Raw genomic sequence first — 18,007 nt, 5'->3', positions numbered from 1 at the left:
GACGTGCCCTGCAAGCCGCAGGGCTCGCGGATATTAGCGTGAGCTCAGCGCGAAAGGTGCGCCGTCTTCACACCCGCGCCACGCACTTCGAAGCGCACGCGCTGGATTTCACGGCTGTCGCGGCCGACGAGCGCCAGCTCGTGGCGGCCCGGCCACGGCGACCAGCTGAGGCGCGGGCCTTCGCCGACACGTTTGCCATCGAGCACCCAGGTGCCGTGTTCGCCCTCGAAGTGGATGCGCTGCGCGCGCGGCGGCATGTCCGGGTCGATGGCGAAGAGGCTGCCGTCGCGCGGGCTCGTGATGCCGTAGCGCTGGCGCGCCTGCATCTGGCCGCTCGGCTGCCAGCGCGTCTGTGTGGTGCCGACGAGGAAGACCTCGTCGCGCGGCGGCTCGGCACCGCCGGCCAGTTGCACCCGCTCGCCGACGACGCCCTTGGGCACCGCCGGCCGCTTCGACACCCGCCCGTCATGCAGATGCCGCACCACCGCCTGCCAGATCGGCGCCGCACCGCTCACGCCGCTCACCTGGTGCATGGCCTCGCCACTCGCATTGCCCACCCACACGCCCACGGTGTAGCGATCGGTGTAGCCGATGCACCAGTTGTCGCGCATGTCCTTGCTGGTGCCGGTCTTCACCGCCGCGAAGCCGGGGGTGACGAGGGCGCTGTCGAGGCCGAAGGTCTGCGCGCGCGCAGCGTTGTCGGAGAGGATGTCGGTGACGAGGTAGGTGGCAGCCGGATCCGCGATCGGCCGCGGTGTCGCAGGCGACGCGATGGCGACCGGCGCGTACACGCCCCCGTTGGCGAGGCTGCGGTACGCATTCGTCAACGCGAGCAGGCTCACATCGGCCCCACCCAGCGCCAGCGCGTGCCCGTAGAAGCCGGCCGATTCCGGCAGCGCGAAACCGAGCGCGTTCAGCCGCGACAGCACCGCCTCGGGCCCGAGCATTGCCCCCACGCGCACCGCTGGCACGTTGAGGCTGGCGCCGAGCGCGGTGCGTGCGCTGACCCAGCCCTTGAAGGTCTTGTCGTAGTTCTGCGGTAGGTAGAGGCCACTCGTCGTGGCGATCTGTGCCGGCGAATCGTCGAGCAGGCTGGCCGGCGTGATGAGGCGGCGCTCGAACGCGAGGCCGTAGAGGAAGGGCTTGAGCGTGGAGCCCGCCTGGCGGCGCGACACCACCCCGTCCACCTGGGCCGCGTCCGACAGCGCGCCACTGCTGCCCACCCAGGCCAACACGTCGCCGGTCTTGTTGTCGAGCACCAGCACGGCGCCGTCTTCGACGTTGCGGCCGTTGAGCTCGGCCAGGTGGCGGCGCAGCGTGGCAATCGCGAAGCGCTGCAGGCGCGCGTCGAGCGTGGTGCGCACGACGGGCTGGCCGAGCGTGAGCTGGCGCGCGAAGTGCGGCGCGAGCTGCTCGCCGAGCACCATGCCGCCGCGCTTGCGGAAGGCGCCGTGCGCGAGCGCCACCACGCCGGCGCAGTCGAGCTTCTGCTGTTGCAGCACGCCGCAGGCGCGGCGCGCGGCGGTGTCGGCGTCGGCGTTGGGGCTGCGCAGCAGGGCGGCGGCGAGGGCCGCCTCCTGCGCATCGAGGCCGCTCGGGTGTTTGCCGAAGAGCGTTTGCGACAGGGCGGCCACCCCGACCAGCTCGCCGCGGAACGCCACACGGTTGAGATAGGCCTCGAGGATCTCGCTCTTCTTCCAGCGCGATTCGAGCCGCGAGGCGGTGACGGCCTGGCCGAGCTTCTGCGTGACGCTGCGGCCGCCGGTCGGGCGGGCGAGGTCCTCGTCGAGCAGTCCGGCCAGCTGCATGGTGAGCGTCGAAGCGCCACGGGTGCGCGTGTTCCACACGTTGGCCCAGGCACTTTGCGCCACCGCGCTCCAGTCCACACCGCTGTGCTGGTAGAAGCGCTGGTCTTCGCTGAGCACGATGGCGTGCAGCAGCGCGGGCGAGATGTCGGTGAGCGGCACCCAGGGCAGGCGGCGCACGGTCTTGTCGACGCGCACGGTCTGGATGGGCATGCCGGTGCGGTCGAGCAGCGTCACGTCAGACGGCTTGTGCCCGGCCTTCACCTCCGCAAAGCTCGGCACCGCATGCGCTGCCCCGGCGCTCAGGCCGATCGCGAGCAGCAGTGCCGCGGCTTTCACGGTGCCACCTCCAGCGCCGCATTCGGCAGCTCGCCGAAGCTCTCGGGCGCATACATCGCCTCCACCCGCGAAGGAGGCAGCGAAAACCTGCCGCCGTTGTTGAGCCGCACGGTGTACTCGATCACGTGCTTGCCCTTGGGCAGGTAGTCAAAGTAGCTGCGGAAGGCCTCGAAGCTGCGCTCCTCGAACGCCGGCCAGGCGGCGCCGCTTTGCTTCTCGCCGGACGTGGCGATGGACGAGTCACGCCCCAGGCCCGAGCCCAGCAGCGTGGCGCCCCCGGGCACCGGGTCGCTCACGACCACCCAGGTCATGTCGCTCTGCGCCTCGACTTCCAGGCGCACGCGCATCACGTCGCCGCGCGACCACCTGGCCTTGTCCTTCTGCTCCACCGCGCTCACGCTGCGCGTGATGCTGTAGCCGGCGCGCAGCGGGGCCTTGAGCGGGATGGCCGCCAGGCTTTGCACCGTCAACCACGGCTTGCCACTGCCTTGTTGCGCGACGTTGAGCGTGCCGCCCTTCTCGGGCCAGGCCAGCAGCGCGGCGCCGCCTTCGGGCTGGCGCGCCCAGTCGATGCTCGCAGGCTTGCTTCCCTCCACACTTGCCACCGTGCTGCCGGCGATCTTCACCGACTCGAACTTGGCGGCGAACTTGTCGAGCGCGAGCGAGCCCCAGAGGTTGGCGGTGGTGGTGAGCCACGCGCCGTGGCGCTGGCGGCCGAGGCTGCCGACCACCATGCGCGGCAGGTCGTCCTTCCAGCCCGGCTCGTCGAGCACCGCGAGGATGAGGCGCGCCGCGTTGGCATCGGCGCTGTCCATCAGCCACCACCAGAAGTCACCCTCTTCGTTGCTGAAGCGCAGCGTGGTGCCGGCGTAGGTGAGGCGGCCACGCAGGATCTGCTGCGCCTCTTCCAGACGCTTGGCCTGATCGGGGATGCCTTTCACGCGCTTGAGGATCTGCAGCCAGTCGATCACCGCCGCGGTGGGCCACTGGTTGGGCGTGAGGTTGATCGAGCCCAGCATCTTGGGCTGCGCGCGGCCGTGGCGCGACAGCGCTTCGATGGCGGCGAGCTTGCGCACGTCGAGGTCGGCGCGCGGCGACCAGAATTTGCGCTCGATGCGGCCTTCCACGAACGCGGTGAGCCCGTCCAGCATCAGCGCCTGCGCCGACGAGGGCAGCTCGAAGCCCGCCTCGTGCGTGGCCGCGATCACGTAGGCGGTGAGGCGGTCGCTGCCGCGTGCACCGTCGTCGGCACGCGGCGGGAAGTAGCTCGCCAGGCCATCGCTGTCGAGGTAGGTCGGCAGCGCGTTGGCGACGGCCGCCCACAGCTTCGCGTCTTTCAGGCCCACCGCCTTCGAGGTCTTCTGTTCCAGACAGATGAAGGGGTAGGTCTCGAAGTAGCGGCGGATGCCGGGCAAGGCGCCGGTGAGGCGCGGTTGCACGGCGACAGTCAAGCCACCGCGCTTGACACCGCTTTCAGGCAGCGCATCGGCCGGCGCCGCGACCGGCATCGCGACGGGCCCGTCGAGCTGCTGCAGCGTGGCCTGCAGCACCCGCACGGGCACGGCTGGGCTCACGAGCTGCGTGACCTTCACGCGGTCTTTCGCTTTCTCACCTCCGACTTCATCGGCCGTCGCCTCCCACGCGATGCTCAGCGCCTCGGGTGGCACCGCCACACCCCAGGTCAGCTCCTTCGCGCTGCCCGCGGGAATGGCCACTTCCTGCGGCGTGAGCGCAATCGGCGTGCGGGCGATGTCGTCGCCGACACGCGCCATGCCTTGCAGCGCGACGCGCACCTTCATCTCGCGGGTCGTGGTGTTGCGCAGCGTCAGCATCGCGCTGAACTGGTCACCCTCACGCACCAGCGGCGGCAGGCCAGGCAGCACCTGCAGGTCCTGCGTGACACGGATGCTCGCGCTGCCGGTGCCGAACTGCTGCACCCCCGCGTCGGCAATCGCCACCAGCGAGAAGCTGGTGAGCGAATCGTTGATGGGTACTTCGATCACCGCCTCGCCGTTGCCGTCGAGCACCACCCGGTCCTTCCACAGGAGCAAGGTGTCGAAAAGCTCGCGCGTCGGGTTCTTGCCGCCACCCCCGCCCGCGGCCACGGCTTTGCGGCCGTAGTGGCGGCGGCCGATGATCTCGCTCTGGCCGGTGGCCGTCTGCACGCCCCAGGCCCGCTGCTGGATCAGCGCATGCAGCAGGTCCCACGAGTCATTCGGCTTCAACGCCAGCAAACCTTCGTCGACCGCGGCGAACGCGACCTCGGTGCCGGCCAGCGGCTTGCCGTCCTTCACCACCTTCACGCGCACGCTTGCCTTCTGGCGGATGGCGTACTGCGGCTTGTCGGGCGTGACCGTGACCTGCAGCTTGTGCTCGGCGATGCCCACTTCGAGCGCCGCCACGCCGAGCTTGAATGCCGGCTTCGACAGATCGACCATCGCGGTCGGCGCCTGGTACTCGCGCCCCTCGTACCAGAACGAGCGCACCCAGTTCATCGGCTCCTTCCAGCCCCACGTGAAGAACGAATACCACGGCACCTCGCGGATGCGACCGCGCAGTGCGAGCACGCTCACGTAGACGTTGGGGCCCCAGGCCTTGTCGATCTTGAGCTCCACCGTCGGGTCGTCGCCGCGCAGCGTGACGACCTGCGTCGAGAGGATGCCTTCACGCTCCACGCTCACGAGCGCCGTCGCTTCGCGGAAAGGCATGCGCACCTGGAGCTTCGCGGTCTCGCCGGGCTGGTAGCTCTTCTTCTCGGGCAGCACGTCGATGCGGTCGTCGTTGTCTTGTGCAAACCAGAGTTCACCCTGTTTGGTGATCCACACGCTGCTCGCCGCTTGCACGAGGTTGCCGTTGCCGTCTTTCGCCTGCGCGATCAGTTCGACCTGGCCGGCGGTGTCGAGCGCGGCGTCGCAGAGCACGAGGCCGCGGTCGTCGCTGCTGCCGCTGCACAGCACGCCGAGGTCCTTCGTCTCGGTGCGGTTGTCGTAGGCATAGAAGCCACCCACCATGCGCTTGCGCGTGCTGATGACCTGCGCCAGCCGGCCACGCACTTCCACCTTCTGGCCCTTGATCGGCTTGCCGGCCGTGTCGAGCGCCAGCGCCTGGAACAACACCCGCCCGCGGTTGCTGGCCCACGAGCCGGTCTTCAGGCCCAGCACCACCGCGCTCGGCCAGAGTTCGATGCGGGTCGACGCCGTCTGCACCTCGCCGTTGGGGTCGTTGAAGGTGAGTTCGGTGATGAGCTCGCTCGGCCGGGTGATGGGTGGCAGCTCTTTCAGCGTGACGGTGGCCGCGCCATTGCGGTCGGTCGTGAGCGGCAGCTTGTCGGCGACGAGCTTGCCTTGTTCGCTGCGGGGCTCGTCGTCGTCTCGGTTCGTCTCGCGCGGCGGCCCGAAGTTGAACTCGTCGTAGCCCGGCATGCCGGCGCTGCGCTCGCGCAGCAAAGCGGTGAGCCGCGCGGGCGCCTGGCCCATGCCGCCACCGGAGAAGTAGTTGAGCTGCACGTTGACCGGCAACTCCTTCGGCGCCACGGCCACCGTCTTGGGGCCGCTCACGCGCGCGTCGACCAGCGGCAGGCGGAATTCCTCGACGCGGAAGCTGCCGCTCGCCCAGCGGCGCTGCAGACCATCGTCTTTGGCGCTCGGGCGCTCGAGCACCACGTCGTAGACCCCCAGCTTGGCAGCGCCGGGGATGTTCCAGGTGGAACTGGCACTGCGCGCACCGTTCCAGCTGAGGGGCTGCACGTATTCCTGGCCGCTGCCCTGGTGGATGATCTTCATGCGTGTGGGCAGCTCGGCGGCCGGCAGCATCGCCAGGCCTGCCGAGATCTCGCGGCGGATGAAGTGCTTCATCGACACCGTCTCCCCGGCGCGCAGCAGCGTGCGGTCGAACACGGTGTGCGCGCGCAGGTCGGGCTCCGGATCCAGGCTCGTCGGGTGGCTGAAGCGCCACGGCTCCACGCCCTTCTGCCAATGGCTGAAGACGAAGGCGAGGTCGGTCGCCCCCTTGTCCATCGCCTTGCGGGCCGTCACGAAATAACCACCTTCGCCCTCGCAGTCGACCTCACGCTGGAGCAGCGCCTTGTCGACCCGGGCCAGGCCACGGGCATCGGTGCGACCGGCCCACTGCCGCCGGCCCGCGCAGTCGTAGACCGCGACGTCGGCGTCGCCCACCGGCTTGCCGCGGTCGAGCGTGGTCACGAAGACGAGGCTGTTCTCGCGGCCGAGCTTGAAGTGCACGCCGAGGTTGGTCACCAGCACGCCAGTGCGCACGTACATGGGCGCTTTCTTGTCGAGCAGCGATTCGCCGAGGCGACGCGACTCGATCTCGACCACGTGATAGCCCGGCTCGGGCAGCGGAATGCCCACCACCTCGAAGGGCCGCGGGTCGCCGCCTTGCAGCTTGGGCAGGTCGAGCCGCTGCGTGTTGGGGGCCTGGGCCAGCAGCGAGACTTCGCGGCTTTCGTGATCGCGCTCATGCGCGCGCGCCAGCTTGCCGTACCAGGCGAGGATGTCGGCATCGCTGCGCAGCGTCTTGATGCGCACCGCGCCTGACGCAGCGCCCGAGCGCAGGTCGCCCTGCACATGGCGCAGGGTGACCGGCAGCATCGCGTCGGCCTCTCGCTCGCCCCATTCGATGACGCCGAACGGTGCGGCGGCGAACTTGGCGATGGGTGGCGCATCGCCGGTGGCCACCTTGAGCGGGAACGACCCGGCATTGGCCAGCGTCCGGCCGGCGGCGTCTTTCACTTCGCGCGGCAGTTCCACCGTCATCGCCATCGACTCGGGCAGCGGCGTGGGGAAACGCACCTCGCTCACCTCGGCCGCGGTGTCGTCCTTGTCGAACTGCGGCTTGATCGCCGAGCCCGACGCGGGCTTCAGGCGCACCGCTTCGGCGGTGGCGCGCGGCACCGGCGCCGAGAAGCGCAGCGACATCGGCCGGATCGGCAGGCACGGCGCCTCGGCGCGCTCACGCTCGCAGCTGAACTCGGCGGTGAAGGGCTTGCGCACACGGAAGCTGTAGCGCTGCTCGGTGCGCGTCAGCACCTGCGGGTTGGCCTGCGCCGCGATGCCGGCGCCCCAGACGAGGCGCACCGGCGTGTCGGCGGGCAACGGGCGCTGGCAGGCGACGAGCAACCAACGGGCGGCGTCCTTGGTGAGGCGGCGCGCCTTCAGCACCTCGTCGCGCACAGCGCCGGTGATGATGCGCACCGGCACCCGTTCGCCGATGCCTTCGATCTCGCAGCGGGCGTTGGCGAGCACGGTCGACTCGACGGCCGGGCCGGTGAGGCGCAGCAGGAAGTGCTGGTCTTCCTCGATCTGCGCGCCGGCATACGGCTGCGTGGCGCTCACCGCCGGGCCGCCGGTGCTGAAGCTGTGGTTCGCCGAGGCGAAGCTGCCCTTGAGCGGCTTCCACTCGCTGCGCGCTTTCAGCGTGCAGCGGGTGCCGGGCGGCACTTGCTCCTGGAAATCGTAGAGCCACACCCGGTCATCGGACCAGCGGCCCGCGCCCTTGGGCACCGGGCCTTCGCACGACAGGTTGAAGGGGTCGGGCTGCCGCAGGTCGCCGAAGGGCACGACGGGCTCGGAGAACTTGACGACGACCTGGCGCACCTGCGCCACCTCGCCTTGCGGGCTGACGCTCGTGACGGTGGCCGCGTGGGCCGTGGCGCCGAGCGCGGCGATATAGAGCGCGACACAGGCGCGATGGGTGGCAGTCTTCAAGCGATGCATGCCGTTTTCTCCAGCCTCCTTGGGAAGGCGGCAAGGATAACGGCGGGCGACCGCGCTCAGCCTTCGCGCTGACGATCTTCGGCGTCGCGCCGACGGGCCTGCGCCTCGATCTCCTTCAGGCGCGCGTCGATCACCGAGGCTTCGATGAAGTCGACCGTGCGGCTGGTGCGCGCGAGACGCTGGCCGGCGCGCAGGCGGTCGACGCCGCCGATCAGGTCACCAAGTGCGATGCGCGATTCGGCCTCGGCGCGCAGTGCGCGCAGCGGCTGGTCGAGCCTCTCCCACAGGCGGCCGAGATGCGACCAGACGGTGGCGTCTTGCGGGTGCAGCGAGGTCCAGGTCTGCAGCTCTTCGGCGGCGCGTTGCACGGCGGTCTTGTCGCGCGACATCGCGACCTGCGCCGTGAGCAGCATCACCGCGCGCGAGGAGGCCTGGCCCTCGGCCTTGGCAAACGGCTTCAGCGCCTCGCCGGCACGTTCGGCGTCGCCTCGGGCCAGCAGCGACTGGGCCTGCAGCAGCGCCACGTCGCGCAGTGCGCGGGTGTCGCCGCGTGCGGCGCCGAGGGCCAGTTGCAGGGCGCTGTCGGCACGCGGCCAGTCGCGCAGCAAGGTCGACGCGAGGGCACTGGCGTAACCGGCCATCAGGCGCTCGGCGGGTGGTGCACTGGCGGGTGCGTCGAGCGCCTGCCAGCGGCGCAGGGCATCGACGCGGGCATCCATCAGCACCCGCGCGCGCGCCTGCGCGGCGGTGTGGGCCAGCACGCCGGCTGGGGCAGCAGGAGGCGCGGCCCCCAGGCGCGCACGTGCCTCGCCGATGCGCTCGGCGTTCAACGGGTGGGTGCGCAGGTAGGGGAAGCCACCGCTGTCGTTGAGGCGCGAGGAATGTTCGAGCTTCTCGAACATCGCGGCCATGCCGCCCGGCGCGTAACCCGCCTGCGTCATCACGCTGAAGCCGATGCGGTCGGCCTCGCGCTCGGCATCGCGCGAGAAGTTCAGTTGCCCTTGCACCGCCACCGCCTGGCCGCCGGTGATGAGCGCGTTGGCGCCATCCATACGTGTGCTGCGGCTGGCGGCGATCATGCCGAGGATGATGGTGGCCAGCCCGATCATCGACTGGCGTTGGCTGTTCGCCATCGACCGCGCGATGTGGCGCTGCGTGACGTGGGTGAGTTCATGCGCCAGCACCGAGGCGAGTTCGTCGCGGGTGGACGTCATCGCGATCAGACCCAGGTGTACGCCGACGTAGCCACCCGGCAACGCGAAGGCGTTGACGGTGCGGTCACGCACGAGGAAGGCTTCCCACGCGAAGCGCTGCTCCAGGTCAGGGCCGATGTCGCCACGCTGGCGAGCCGCGGCCACGAGCGGGTCCCACAGCGACTGCAGGTATTCGAGCAGCACCGGGTCGTCGAGGTAGTCGGGGTCGCGACGGATGTCGCGCATGATCTGGTCGCCCAGGCGGCGCTCACTGCCGACGCTCAGGTCGTCGGACGCCGTTTCACCGAGGGCCGGCAGGCGGCTTTGCGCCACCACGGCGGGCGCGGCGGGCACGAGCAGGCTCGCGGCACACAGGGCCGCCAGCAGGCGCGCCACGGGACGTCGAGAAAAGGCAGTGTTCAGCAAGTCGGGCAGGGCTGGCGGAGAGCGGGTTGGAGCCGGTCGACACGGGAAGGTTCGGCGGGCTCCCGACTATCATGCCAGCGCCACGTTGCTCCTCTGTTTCCCGACCATGTCCACACCCGTGCCATCCGACCCGAACTCGCCGCTCACGCATTTCGACGCGCAGGGCCAGGCGCACATGGTCGACGTGTCGGGCAAGGCGGAGACGCACCGCATCGCGCGGGCGAGCGGCGTGATCCGTATGCTGCCGGCGACGCTGGCACTCATCCAATCGGGCAGCGCGAAGAAGGGCGACGTGCTGGGCGTGGCGCGCATCGCGGCGATCCAGGCGAGCAAGCGCACGGCCGAGCTGATTCCGTTGTGCCACCCGCTGCCGATCACGCGGGTGGGGGTGGAGTTCGAGGTGGATGCGACCGAGTCTCTCGTGCGTTGTACGGCGCAGGTCGAGACGCTTGGGCGCACGGGGGTCGAGATGGAGGCGCTGACCGCGGTGCAGGTCGGGCTGCTCACCATCTACGACATGTGCAAGGCGGCCGATCGTGGGATGGTGATGGGCGAGATCCGCGTGCTGGAGAAGCATGGCGGCAAGTCGGGCGACTGGAGCGCGCCGACCGCCTGAGCTTCAGCGCAGCTTGAAGTCTTCGTAGGTGAAGTGGCGCGTGGCCGATTTGCACTGGAAGGGCTCGGGGATGCCGGGGGGCCGTGGCTTGTCGCATTCGGCGAAGAACTCGGCCGAGTCCGGATTCCGGAATTCGCGCAGGCGATCCGCGATGTAGCGGGCGCGCTCCACGTCGCCCTTCTCGGCATAGGCTTTGGCCCAGGCCATCATCAGTCGGGTGTCGAGTAGTAGGTGCGGGGCGCGGCGGAAGGCCTTCCAGGCCGTCGAGGGATGCGTGGCAACGGTCGCGGCGGCGTAGTCGGCGTGGTGGGCGAAGAAGATGCTCTTTTGGCCTTCGGCGATGCGGTAGGACAGCGGAGTGGTGTCGTCTTCGTCAACGCTGAAGATCTTCGTGACGCGGAGGTAGTCGAAGACCGAAAAGACGGTGCCGAGTACCAGCACCAGCGAGGCACTCATGAGCAAGCGGCGCGGCCAGGGGGAGTCCACCGGCTTCGACTCCGGCGGCGGCGTCGAATGGCCAAGGCAGATGCCAAGCGCGAAAGCCGTAGGCAGCAGGAAGTAGGCATACCACAGCGGGTACTCCAACATGCTGTGCACGGCCATCATGAGCACCATCACGAAAGCGGTTCGGACCATCGCGCTCTCAGGGGGAGGGGCGGTGCGGCAGGCGATGAAGGCTTTCCAAAGCAACCACGCGAGCAACACCAGCACCAACGTGCCCAACGGAACGCCCAGTTCCACCAGCAGGTTGAGCGGCAGGTTATGCGTGTGGTCGAAAAACGCGACGGGGCGATTCGGGAAGGGTGTTAGCGACCAGGCGAAATTGAACTCACCCCAGCCGACGCCAAACCATGGATTCTGCGCAATCAGCGACAGCGTGTTGGCCCAGATGCCGAAGCGTGAGCTAGACGGGTCGGACTTGTGGAGCTGCACCGCACCGGCAAACTCGCTCGCCTTGGCCCACTCCGACATGCCCAGCCAGCACAATGCATACACGAGCGGAGTGAGCGACAGGAGCGCGCGCGAAAAGGGCGCTAAGCGCTTATCGACCACTCCCCAAAGTGCCAGCAGCGCAATGCAGACCGTGCCGGTGCGCGAGACGGTGAGTACCACACCAAGCGTGAGGGCGGCCATCAGCCCGGCGGCGATGGCGCATTGAGCGATTGTGGCCTCGCCAGACGTCCTCTTGACCCGCGCTTCATGCAGCCACACCGAAGCCGCCATCGCTCCGAGCAAGAGACTGCTCAGGTGGTTGGGCTGACGCAGATTGCCCCCTGCTCGGCCGGCGGTGGAGGCCCGCGATATCCACTCGCCATCGGCCACGCTAGGTGCAAGAACTTGGATTAAAGCGATCAGCACGCTTACACCGCCCGCGACCACCGTGCCGATACTCACCGCCGCAAACAATTCCTCGCGCACTTCGCTTTGGCTTCCCAACATCGCGGCAAGCAACACCAGCGCGGCCACCGCCAGCAGCCCGCAAGCCGACAGCATCAGCGACGCGGGCAATCCCTCCAGTAGAACGGATCCGATGGCGCCGAGGGCCAGCAGCGCCGGCACCAGCAAAGCCATGACGATGCTGCGGCCGCTTATGTGCGTGCTTACCGCTGGCATACAGTGCCCAAACGCCCAGATGGTCAGCGCAGCCCAACCGGTCAAGGCCGTGGCCTGGTTGAAAAAGGTTGCCGACGGTGAAACGTTATGCGCGAGCCACGCGGGGCCACAGATGGCTATACCCGCCAGCGCCAAGGGAAGAGCGTGGAGCATGGGGCGGGAGTGTAGTCACATGGCGTGAAGCGGCGCGGCTTGCTGGCAGGCCCATCCGGGGGCAGTCGAGCGGCTTATCCGCTGGAATCGACAACCAGTCTCCTTCACCTCGGTCTTGCACGACAACGAGCGAATCTAGGCGGCAAATCGCCTGTTCACGCGCCGATGGCAATCCATGGCACGACGGGACGCTTTGCGCTCTCATGGACTCCAAGGCATTAACGCAACTATCCCAAGCACCTTTGCGTCACTCCGGCGGATCAACACGATCATGGGCCGAGCCCGGGCCATTAGGGGGAGCCAACCATCCGCGCTTGGCCAATCCTGCCGAAGTCGGGCTACAGCGCCCGCGGGATTGAACTGTTTAAGTTCGTCAAGTTGCTTTGCGTGGCGCTTGAGGCTCTCTCGCTGGCTTTCGATCGGCACATACAGATCGGGTCGTTGCGGTAGATCTGCGCCACCAGTGGCCGATTCGAAGATCAACGAGTTTCGTTCTTCGGCATCAATCGGATTCACCGATGCGACCCAGCGAGGGCCTGTCCAAGACGCGGCCCTGTACTCCGCCGCCGCCTTCCCGGTGAATCTCGCCTCGAGTTCATGGGCGAGCACAAGATCGAAGCGGTCTGCGTTGAACACGATCCACGCGGGTCGCGCCACGCCAATCGTGTAAACACCATAGGCCAAGACCGCAAGTTGAAGCGTCGCTATGCAGGCGAGGTCGAGTCGCAGTGACTTCTTGGCTCGATTGAAAACCACGAACGTAAGGAGCGGGCCAAGAACAATGTCGACGACAACAACTACAACGACCAAGTCCGAAAGCCCAGCAGCGCTCGCTATGGGTGATGGGTACCAGACACAGTAGATCGCCGTCAAAACAGCAGTGATCAAACTCGCCGAAAGCAGCAGGTGTAGAAGAAGAGCTCGAAAACGGTCTCGCATCGATCAGGGGACAAAGCGACAGTTTGAGGGTACGAATCTGAAAGCCGAAACAGCATTGATGCCACAACCCCACACTACCGGCGCTCCAAGCACCAACGCGCCTGTCGGCGTGGCTCCGACCACGCCCCCCGAGCCAGGAGTCATGACGATGGGTTGCGTGAGCAATGTGCCAATTTGACCAGCGAAGGTGATCGAGATCCTTCCGTCACCTGCTGCAGGTGCCGCCACGTCACCGATGCCTTCGATTGCTATTAAGGCCACGGTGGAGGACGGCACATGCTGGAAGTAGTACGAGCCCAAGGGTGGAGCACCAGTACCTGGATACGCCAACACCGCACCGCTCGACTGGTTTGCATATTGGTCCGCGACTGCAACCTTGGCAGAGTCGGCTAGAACGAGGCCCTCGCTCACTCGCGCGCGCACCGTGTAGTCTTGGTATGCGGGCAGCGCGACGGCGGCCAATATCCCAATGATTGCAACAACAATCATCAGCTCTATCAGAGTAAATCCTCGACTGATGGGAGTCATATCCAACCTCATCTCGCAAGGCCCCAACAGATTGGGCAAGAGTTGATCTGGCAAAAAAAAGCGGCCACTTCGTGGCCGCCATTTTGAAAGCTACCGAAATATTACGGCACGAAGCGGCAGTTCGCCGGAACATACTTGAACGCGGCCGTGGCGGCGATCCCGCATCCCCAGACAACCGGAGCACCCGGGAGGAGCGGGCCAGACGGGTTTGCCGTGTTCGTCACGGTGCCGCTGCCTGGCGTCAGCGTGATGGGCGCGGTAAGAGCCGTAGCGATCTGACCGGCGTAGGTGATGACCACGCGACCCTCTTGTGCTGCCGGGGCAGTCACGTTGGCAATGCCGCCGATAGCAATCGTCGCGACATTCGTACCGGCCGTGTATTCATAGCCGTAGTTAGACGTGCCTGCAGCCGGGGCGCCTTGAGGACCAACACCAGCGTAGGCGTTGAGAGCCCCAGAGTTCGTATTGGCAAACCCGTCGGTGACTGCAGTCTTAGCCGCGGTCGCCAGCGAAAGGCCTTCCGAAACCTTCGAACGAATCACGTAGTCTTGGTACGCCGGCAGCGCCACAGCGGCCAAGATGCCGATGATCGCCACAACGATCATCAGTTCGATGAGGGTGAAACCCTTTTGAATAGAACGCTTCATGGAAAGCTCCTGAAAGGAATGAGAGGGGTGAGACACGGTTCTTCTGTTGCACCCTGCATGCCACCCTGAATCGGGGGAAAAAGCGTGGAATCCGACCTCAGTTCTGACACAAAGGGTCAGTGGGTGATGTGGTTCACGTTGCAGGCGGACACACATTGACGGAAATCGTCACTGGGGCCTCAGGCCAGATCCAGCACTTGGCCGGCGCGCAGCGCCCCCAGACGGTGGGGAGTGGTCAGCCGACCAACTTCCGCCATCACCGCATCGACCTCGCCCGGCTTGATGTGGGTGATGTGCACGTCCACGCAGCCCTCCAGTTGCGCCAACTCGAGGCCGAGCTTCTGGGGGTGCAGGTGCTGGCTCAGGCATGCCACGTCACGCTCGTCGTCGCTGAACGCCGTCTCGATGACGAGGTGAGCGACCTTCATGGAAGACAGACGGCGCCACAGCGCCGGGTTCGGGCCGGTGTCCCCGGTAAACACCCACCAAGCCTCGCGGCCTTGCAGCGCAAATCCCACCGCCGGCACGGTATGGGCGGCACTCAGCACCTCGAAGGTCTTGCCACCCAGAGTCAGCTGGTCACCCATCTGGAACGGGACCATCGCCAGCACGGGGCGGTCGGCGACTGGCAGCCGGGTGAAATCGGGCCAGATGACGCCATTGAAGATGTGCGTGCGCAAGGCCTGCAACGTCTCGGGCAGGCCGTACACCTGGATGGGCCCGCGCCCTTGAGCCGCGCGCAGGCGCATCACGGCGTCCGCCAGCAGGCCGATCGAGAGGACGTGGTCAAGATGGGAATGGCTGACCAGGATGTGATCGATCTGGGCCAGCGCCTCCAGCGGCAGATCGCCCACCCCCGTGCCGGCATCGACCAGCACGTCGTGGTCGACCAGGAAGGAGGTGGTTCGGCTGCCTTCGGCGATGGCGCCGGAGCAACCGAGGACGCGGATTTTCATGGGTGAGGCAACAGGCGAGAGCGCGGATCCGCGCGCAACATGCGCGGTACCCGGATGCTGCCGGTAGCAGACCCCTGCCGCAAGGTCGCAATGCGGCAATTCGCAACCAACGGCATGCACTCACACCACGCCCTCGCGGGCCGTGTGAAAAGCGTCACGCCGCGTATGGCGGGTGTCAGGCCTGGATGAACTGCATCTGGGTGCCGGCGAGTTCGATCACGTCGCCGTTCTTCAGGTGCAGGGTGTCGCCCACCAGCGGGTTGCCGTTGATGGTGGGGCGGGTCGCGCCTTCCACATGGGCGAACACATAACCGCCCGGGCGCTTCGTGATGGAAGCCACCTGCACGCCGGGCTTGCCGACGGTCGTGACCACCTTGGTCAGCGCGACTTCACGCCCCGCGGCAGCGCCGTTCAGAACCTTGATCGTGCCGGGCACCACGCTCTGGCCCAGGCCACCGAAGCCAGAGTTTGCCCCTTGCGCCGAGGTGTGGGCGAAGCCATGGCTGTACGCCGCAGGGGCCGGGGCACCCTGCTTCATGATCATCGTCTTCTCGTAGTCGGTGCCGTCATCGACAAGGTACTTAATCTTGTACTTGCCGATCTCGACGGTGTCGTTGTGCGTCAAGAGCTGCTTCTTGACGGCCTTGCCGTTGATGTAGGTGCCGTTGGTGCTGTTGAGGTCTTCGATGAAGACGTCGGTGCCGACCATCTGCAGCACGGCATGCTCGCCGCTCACCGCCAGGTTGTCGATCACGATGTCGTTGTACGGACGGCGGCCGAGGGTCGTCTTGTCCTTGGTGATCTGCACTTCCTTGATCACCACCCCGTCGAGCGAAACGACCAGCTTGCCCATGCTTGACCTCTGTGTTTTGTATGTCTCAGGCCCAGCGGGCCAGGTTGATGATGTGGACCATCTCAGCGCCTGAAGGGCCACCACGACCGGGGCGCATTGCTCTGGCCCTTCACGCGCACCAACACCACGGCAATATTATCCTTTCCCCCTGCGTCGTTCGCCGCATCGATGAGCCCGGCCCCCATCTCGGGAAGCGCATCGTGCGACTGCAACACCTGGGCGATGCCATCGTCGTCCAGCATGTCCGACAAGCCGTCGGAGCACAACAGGTAGATGTCCCCCGGCATGATGTCGTGCAGGTGGGTTTCGAGCAGCACGGTGTCTTCCACGCCCACGGCGCGGGTGACGAGGTTCTTGTTGGTCGAGAACGCGGCCTGCTCGGGCGTGATGAGCCCGGAGTCGATCTGCTCCTGCAGCAGCGAGTGGTCGTGGGTGATCTGAACCAGCCGGCCGCCGCGGAAACGGTAGCCGCGCGAGTCGCCCACATGGCCCATCAGCAGGCGGCCTTCGCGGAACGCACCGACGACGAGCGTCGTGCCCATGCCGGCGTACTGCGGGTTGGAATTGGCGGCGTTGAAGATCGCCCGGTTGGCGTTGTCGACGCAGATGTCCATCGCGCGTCGCACATCGGTGTCGGTGGCGCTGCTCGAGGCTTCCTGCAGCCAGCGGCCGAGTTCAGCCTTGATGAAGGAGGTGGCCATGCCGCTGGCCACTTCACCGGCGTTGTAGCCGCCCATGCCGTCTGCCAGAACCACAAGCCCGGCGGCTTCCTGGACGGCGATGGAGTCTTCGTTGTTGTTGCGGGCGCGTCCGGTGTCCGTGGCACTGAAGAACTCGAGCGTCATGGCGGGTGGTTGGGCGCGTGCAGGTTCGTTGACCAAGCGGATCAGAGGCTGGGATTGTGCCCCGTATCGACCCGCTCCATTTTCACGGTAGCGGCGAATCCGCTGGAATCGGGGGGGAGTGCGGCGGCATTGACGGGGCCGGGCTGTTGCCCATGCGACTTCATGCTGGCCACCACGGCGCGCAGGTCTGCGGCGAGCTGCTGACCACCGCTGTAGCGCGCTTCGGGGCGCTTTTCAAGCGTCAGTGCCACCACACGGGCCAGCGCTTCGGGCAGGTCGGGGCGGATGCTGCGCACGTCGGGTGCGGGTTCGTTGGCGATCTGCTGCATCAGCGTGGCCATCGATTCCGAGCGGTGCGGCAGGCGGCCGGTGAGCAGCTGGAAGAGCATCACGCCGAGCGAGTAGAGATCGCTGCGGCCGTCGACACGCCGCCCGGCGAGTTGCTCGGGAGACATGAACGAGGGCGTGCCCAAGACGAGGCCGGTGCGCGTGCGGGCGGAGTCGGCGACGCGGGCAATGCCGAAATCGGTGACCTTGACCTGATCGGTCGCAGGGTCGACCACCACATTGGCGGGTTTGATGTCGCGATGCACCACCCCCTGGCTGTGCGCGTAGTGCAGCGCGTCGGCAACCCGTGCCACGATGAGCAACACATTGGCCACCGGCAGCAGCTTGGCCGGGGTCGTGTAGGCCTGGAGGTTGTCGCCCTTCAGGTACTCCATCGCGATATAGGCGAGCTCGCGCTCTTCGCCCGCATCGAAGATGGTGACGATGTCGGGGTGCTGCAGGCGGCCGGCGGTTTCGGCCTCGCGGAAGAATCGTTCGCGCGCCTCGACCAGCTCGTCGCCCGCGAACTCGCGGCTGAGGGCCATGGTCTTGATCGCCACCTGGCGGCCGATCTTGGGATCGCGGCCGAGGTAGACGGCGCCCATCGCGCCACGGCCGAGCTCACGCTCGATGCGGTAGCGACCCAGGCTGCCGCGGTCGGCCTGGGCAGGCAAGGTCGACCGGGGCGCGGAGAGCGTCGAGGAAGGTGCCCTCGTCACGGTCGCATCCGGACGGCGCGGCTGTTTGCGGCCCAGCGACCATCCGACGTGGCCGAATGCCAGTGCCACCACCACCGGGAGCGTCCACCCCACCGGCACAGAAAGCTGCCACCACAACAAGGCGGCCACGGCGGCGATGCTGAACACGAGCATGACGGAGGCGGCCACTCCGGCCTCGCGTCGCAAGCGCGGCAGCACCCACACCAACTGTGCCCACACCAGCCCCAGCGCCAGCGCGCTCAAGCCCCAGCCTGCAGCAGACGTCTGGAAGAGATGCTGCGCCACACCCAAGACCCGTACCTCACAGTTCCG

At 67.3% G+C, this 18,007-nt stretch carries 12 protein-coding genes; 1 reads left to right on the top strand and 11 read right to left on the bottom strand.

What is annotated here, in order from left to right:
* Positions 1-44 precede the first annotated feature (44 nt).
* Genes pbpC through RXV79_RS00415 form a run of 3 tightly spaced genes read right to left on the bottom strand, consistent with a single transcriptional unit; the run spans position 45 to position 9,468 of the window.
* Complete coding sequence (pbpC, locus tag RXV79_RS00425; RefSeq protein WP_316701304.1) at positions 45-2,144, bottom strand: penicillin-binding protein 1C; 2,100 nt, start codon at positions 2,142-2,144, stop codon at positions 45-47.
* Positions 2,141-7,879, bottom strand: a complete 5,739-nt coding sequence (locus RXV79_RS00420; protein ID WP_316701303.1) for an alpha-2-macroglobulin family protein — start codon at positions 7,877-7,879, stop codon at positions 2,141-2,143. The genes pbpC and RXV79_RS00420 overlap by 4 nt, the downstream gene beginning before the upstream one ends.
* A 56-nt stretch (positions 7,880-7,935) precedes the next feature.
* Positions 7,936-9,468: a M48 family metalloprotease gene (locus RXV79_RS00415; protein ID WP_316701302.1), complete on the bottom strand. Its 1,533-nt coding sequence runs from the start codon at positions 9,466-9,468 to the stop codon at positions 7,936-7,938.
* A gap of 136 nt (positions 9,469-9,604) precedes the next feature.
* Between RXV79_RS00415 and moaC the strand changes: the two genes are divergently transcribed.
* Complete coding sequence (gene moaC / locus RXV79_RS00410; protein WP_316701301.1) at positions 9,605-10,114, top strand: cyclic pyranopterin monophosphate synthase MoaC; 510 nt, start codon at positions 9,605-9,607, stop codon at positions 10,112-10,114.
* A gap of 3 nt (positions 10,115-10,117) precedes the next feature.
* Here the strand turns inward: moaC and RXV79_RS00405 are convergent, their stop codons facing one another.
* The 8 genes from RXV79_RS00405 to RXV79_RS00370 form a co-directional block, all read right to left on the bottom strand.
* Positions 10,118-11,881 carry a PglL family O-oligosaccharyltransferase gene (locus tag RXV79_RS00405; protein WP_316701299.1) on the bottom strand — a complete coding sequence of 588 codons (1,764 nt, stop codon included), beginning with the start codon at positions 11,879-11,881 and terminating at the stop codon, positions 10,118-10,120.
* A 201-nt stretch (positions 11,882-12,082) separates the two neighbouring features.
* On the bottom strand, positions 12,083-12,820 hold the full coding sequence (tfpZ, locus tag RXV79_RS00400) for a TfpX/TfpZ family type IV pilin accessory protein (protein ID WP_316701298.1): 738 nt from the start codon (positions 12,818-12,820) through the stop codon (positions 12,083-12,085).
* Positions 12,821-12,823: 3 nt separating this feature from the next.
* Entirely contained in the window at positions 12,824-13,348 is a 525-nt protein-coding gene (locus RXV79_RS00395; RefSeq protein WP_316701297.1) for a pilin, read from the bottom strand.
* A 101-nt stretch (positions 13,349-13,449) separates the two neighbouring features.
* A complete protein-coding gene (locus RXV79_RS00390) occupies positions 13,450-13,995 on the bottom strand; it encodes a pilin (protein ID WP_316701296.1) in 546 nt (181 codons plus the stop codon).
* 179 nt (positions 13,996-14,174) lie between these two features.
* A complete protein-coding gene (locus RXV79_RS00385) occupies positions 14,175-14,951 on the bottom strand; it encodes a 3',5'-cyclic-nucleotide phosphodiesterase (RefSeq protein WP_316701295.1) in 777 nt (258 codons plus the stop codon).
* A 175-nt stretch (positions 14,952-15,126) separates the two neighbouring features.
* The gene (locus RXV79_RS00380; RefSeq protein WP_316701293.1) at positions 15,127-15,804 is read right to left on the bottom strand and encodes an FHA domain-containing protein; all 678 of its coding nucleotides are present in this window, start codon (positions 15,802-15,804) and stop codon (positions 15,127-15,129) included.
* Positions 15,805-15,866: 62 nt separating this feature from the next.
* Positions 15,867-16,649: a Stp1/IreP family PP2C-type Ser/Thr phosphatase gene (locus RXV79_RS00375; protein ID WP_296724672.1), complete on the bottom strand. Its 783-nt coding sequence runs from the start codon at positions 16,647-16,649 to the stop codon at positions 15,867-15,869.
* A 41-nt stretch (positions 16,650-16,690) separates the two neighbouring features.
* A complete protein-coding gene (locus tag RXV79_RS00370; RefSeq protein WP_316704216.1) occupies positions 16,691-17,980 on the bottom strand; it encodes a serine/threonine-protein kinase in 1,290 nt (429 codons plus the stop codon).
* Positions 17,981-18,007 lie beyond the last annotated feature (27 nt).

Source organism: Piscinibacter gummiphilus, from assembly GCF_032681285.1.
Classification (GTDB): Bacteria; Pseudomonadota; Gammaproteobacteria; order Burkholderiales; family Burkholderiaceae_C; genus Rhizobacter; species Rhizobacter gummiphilus_A.
Note: the sequence above shows the minus strand (reverse complement) of the source record. Positions and strands in the feature narration are given on the sequence as shown.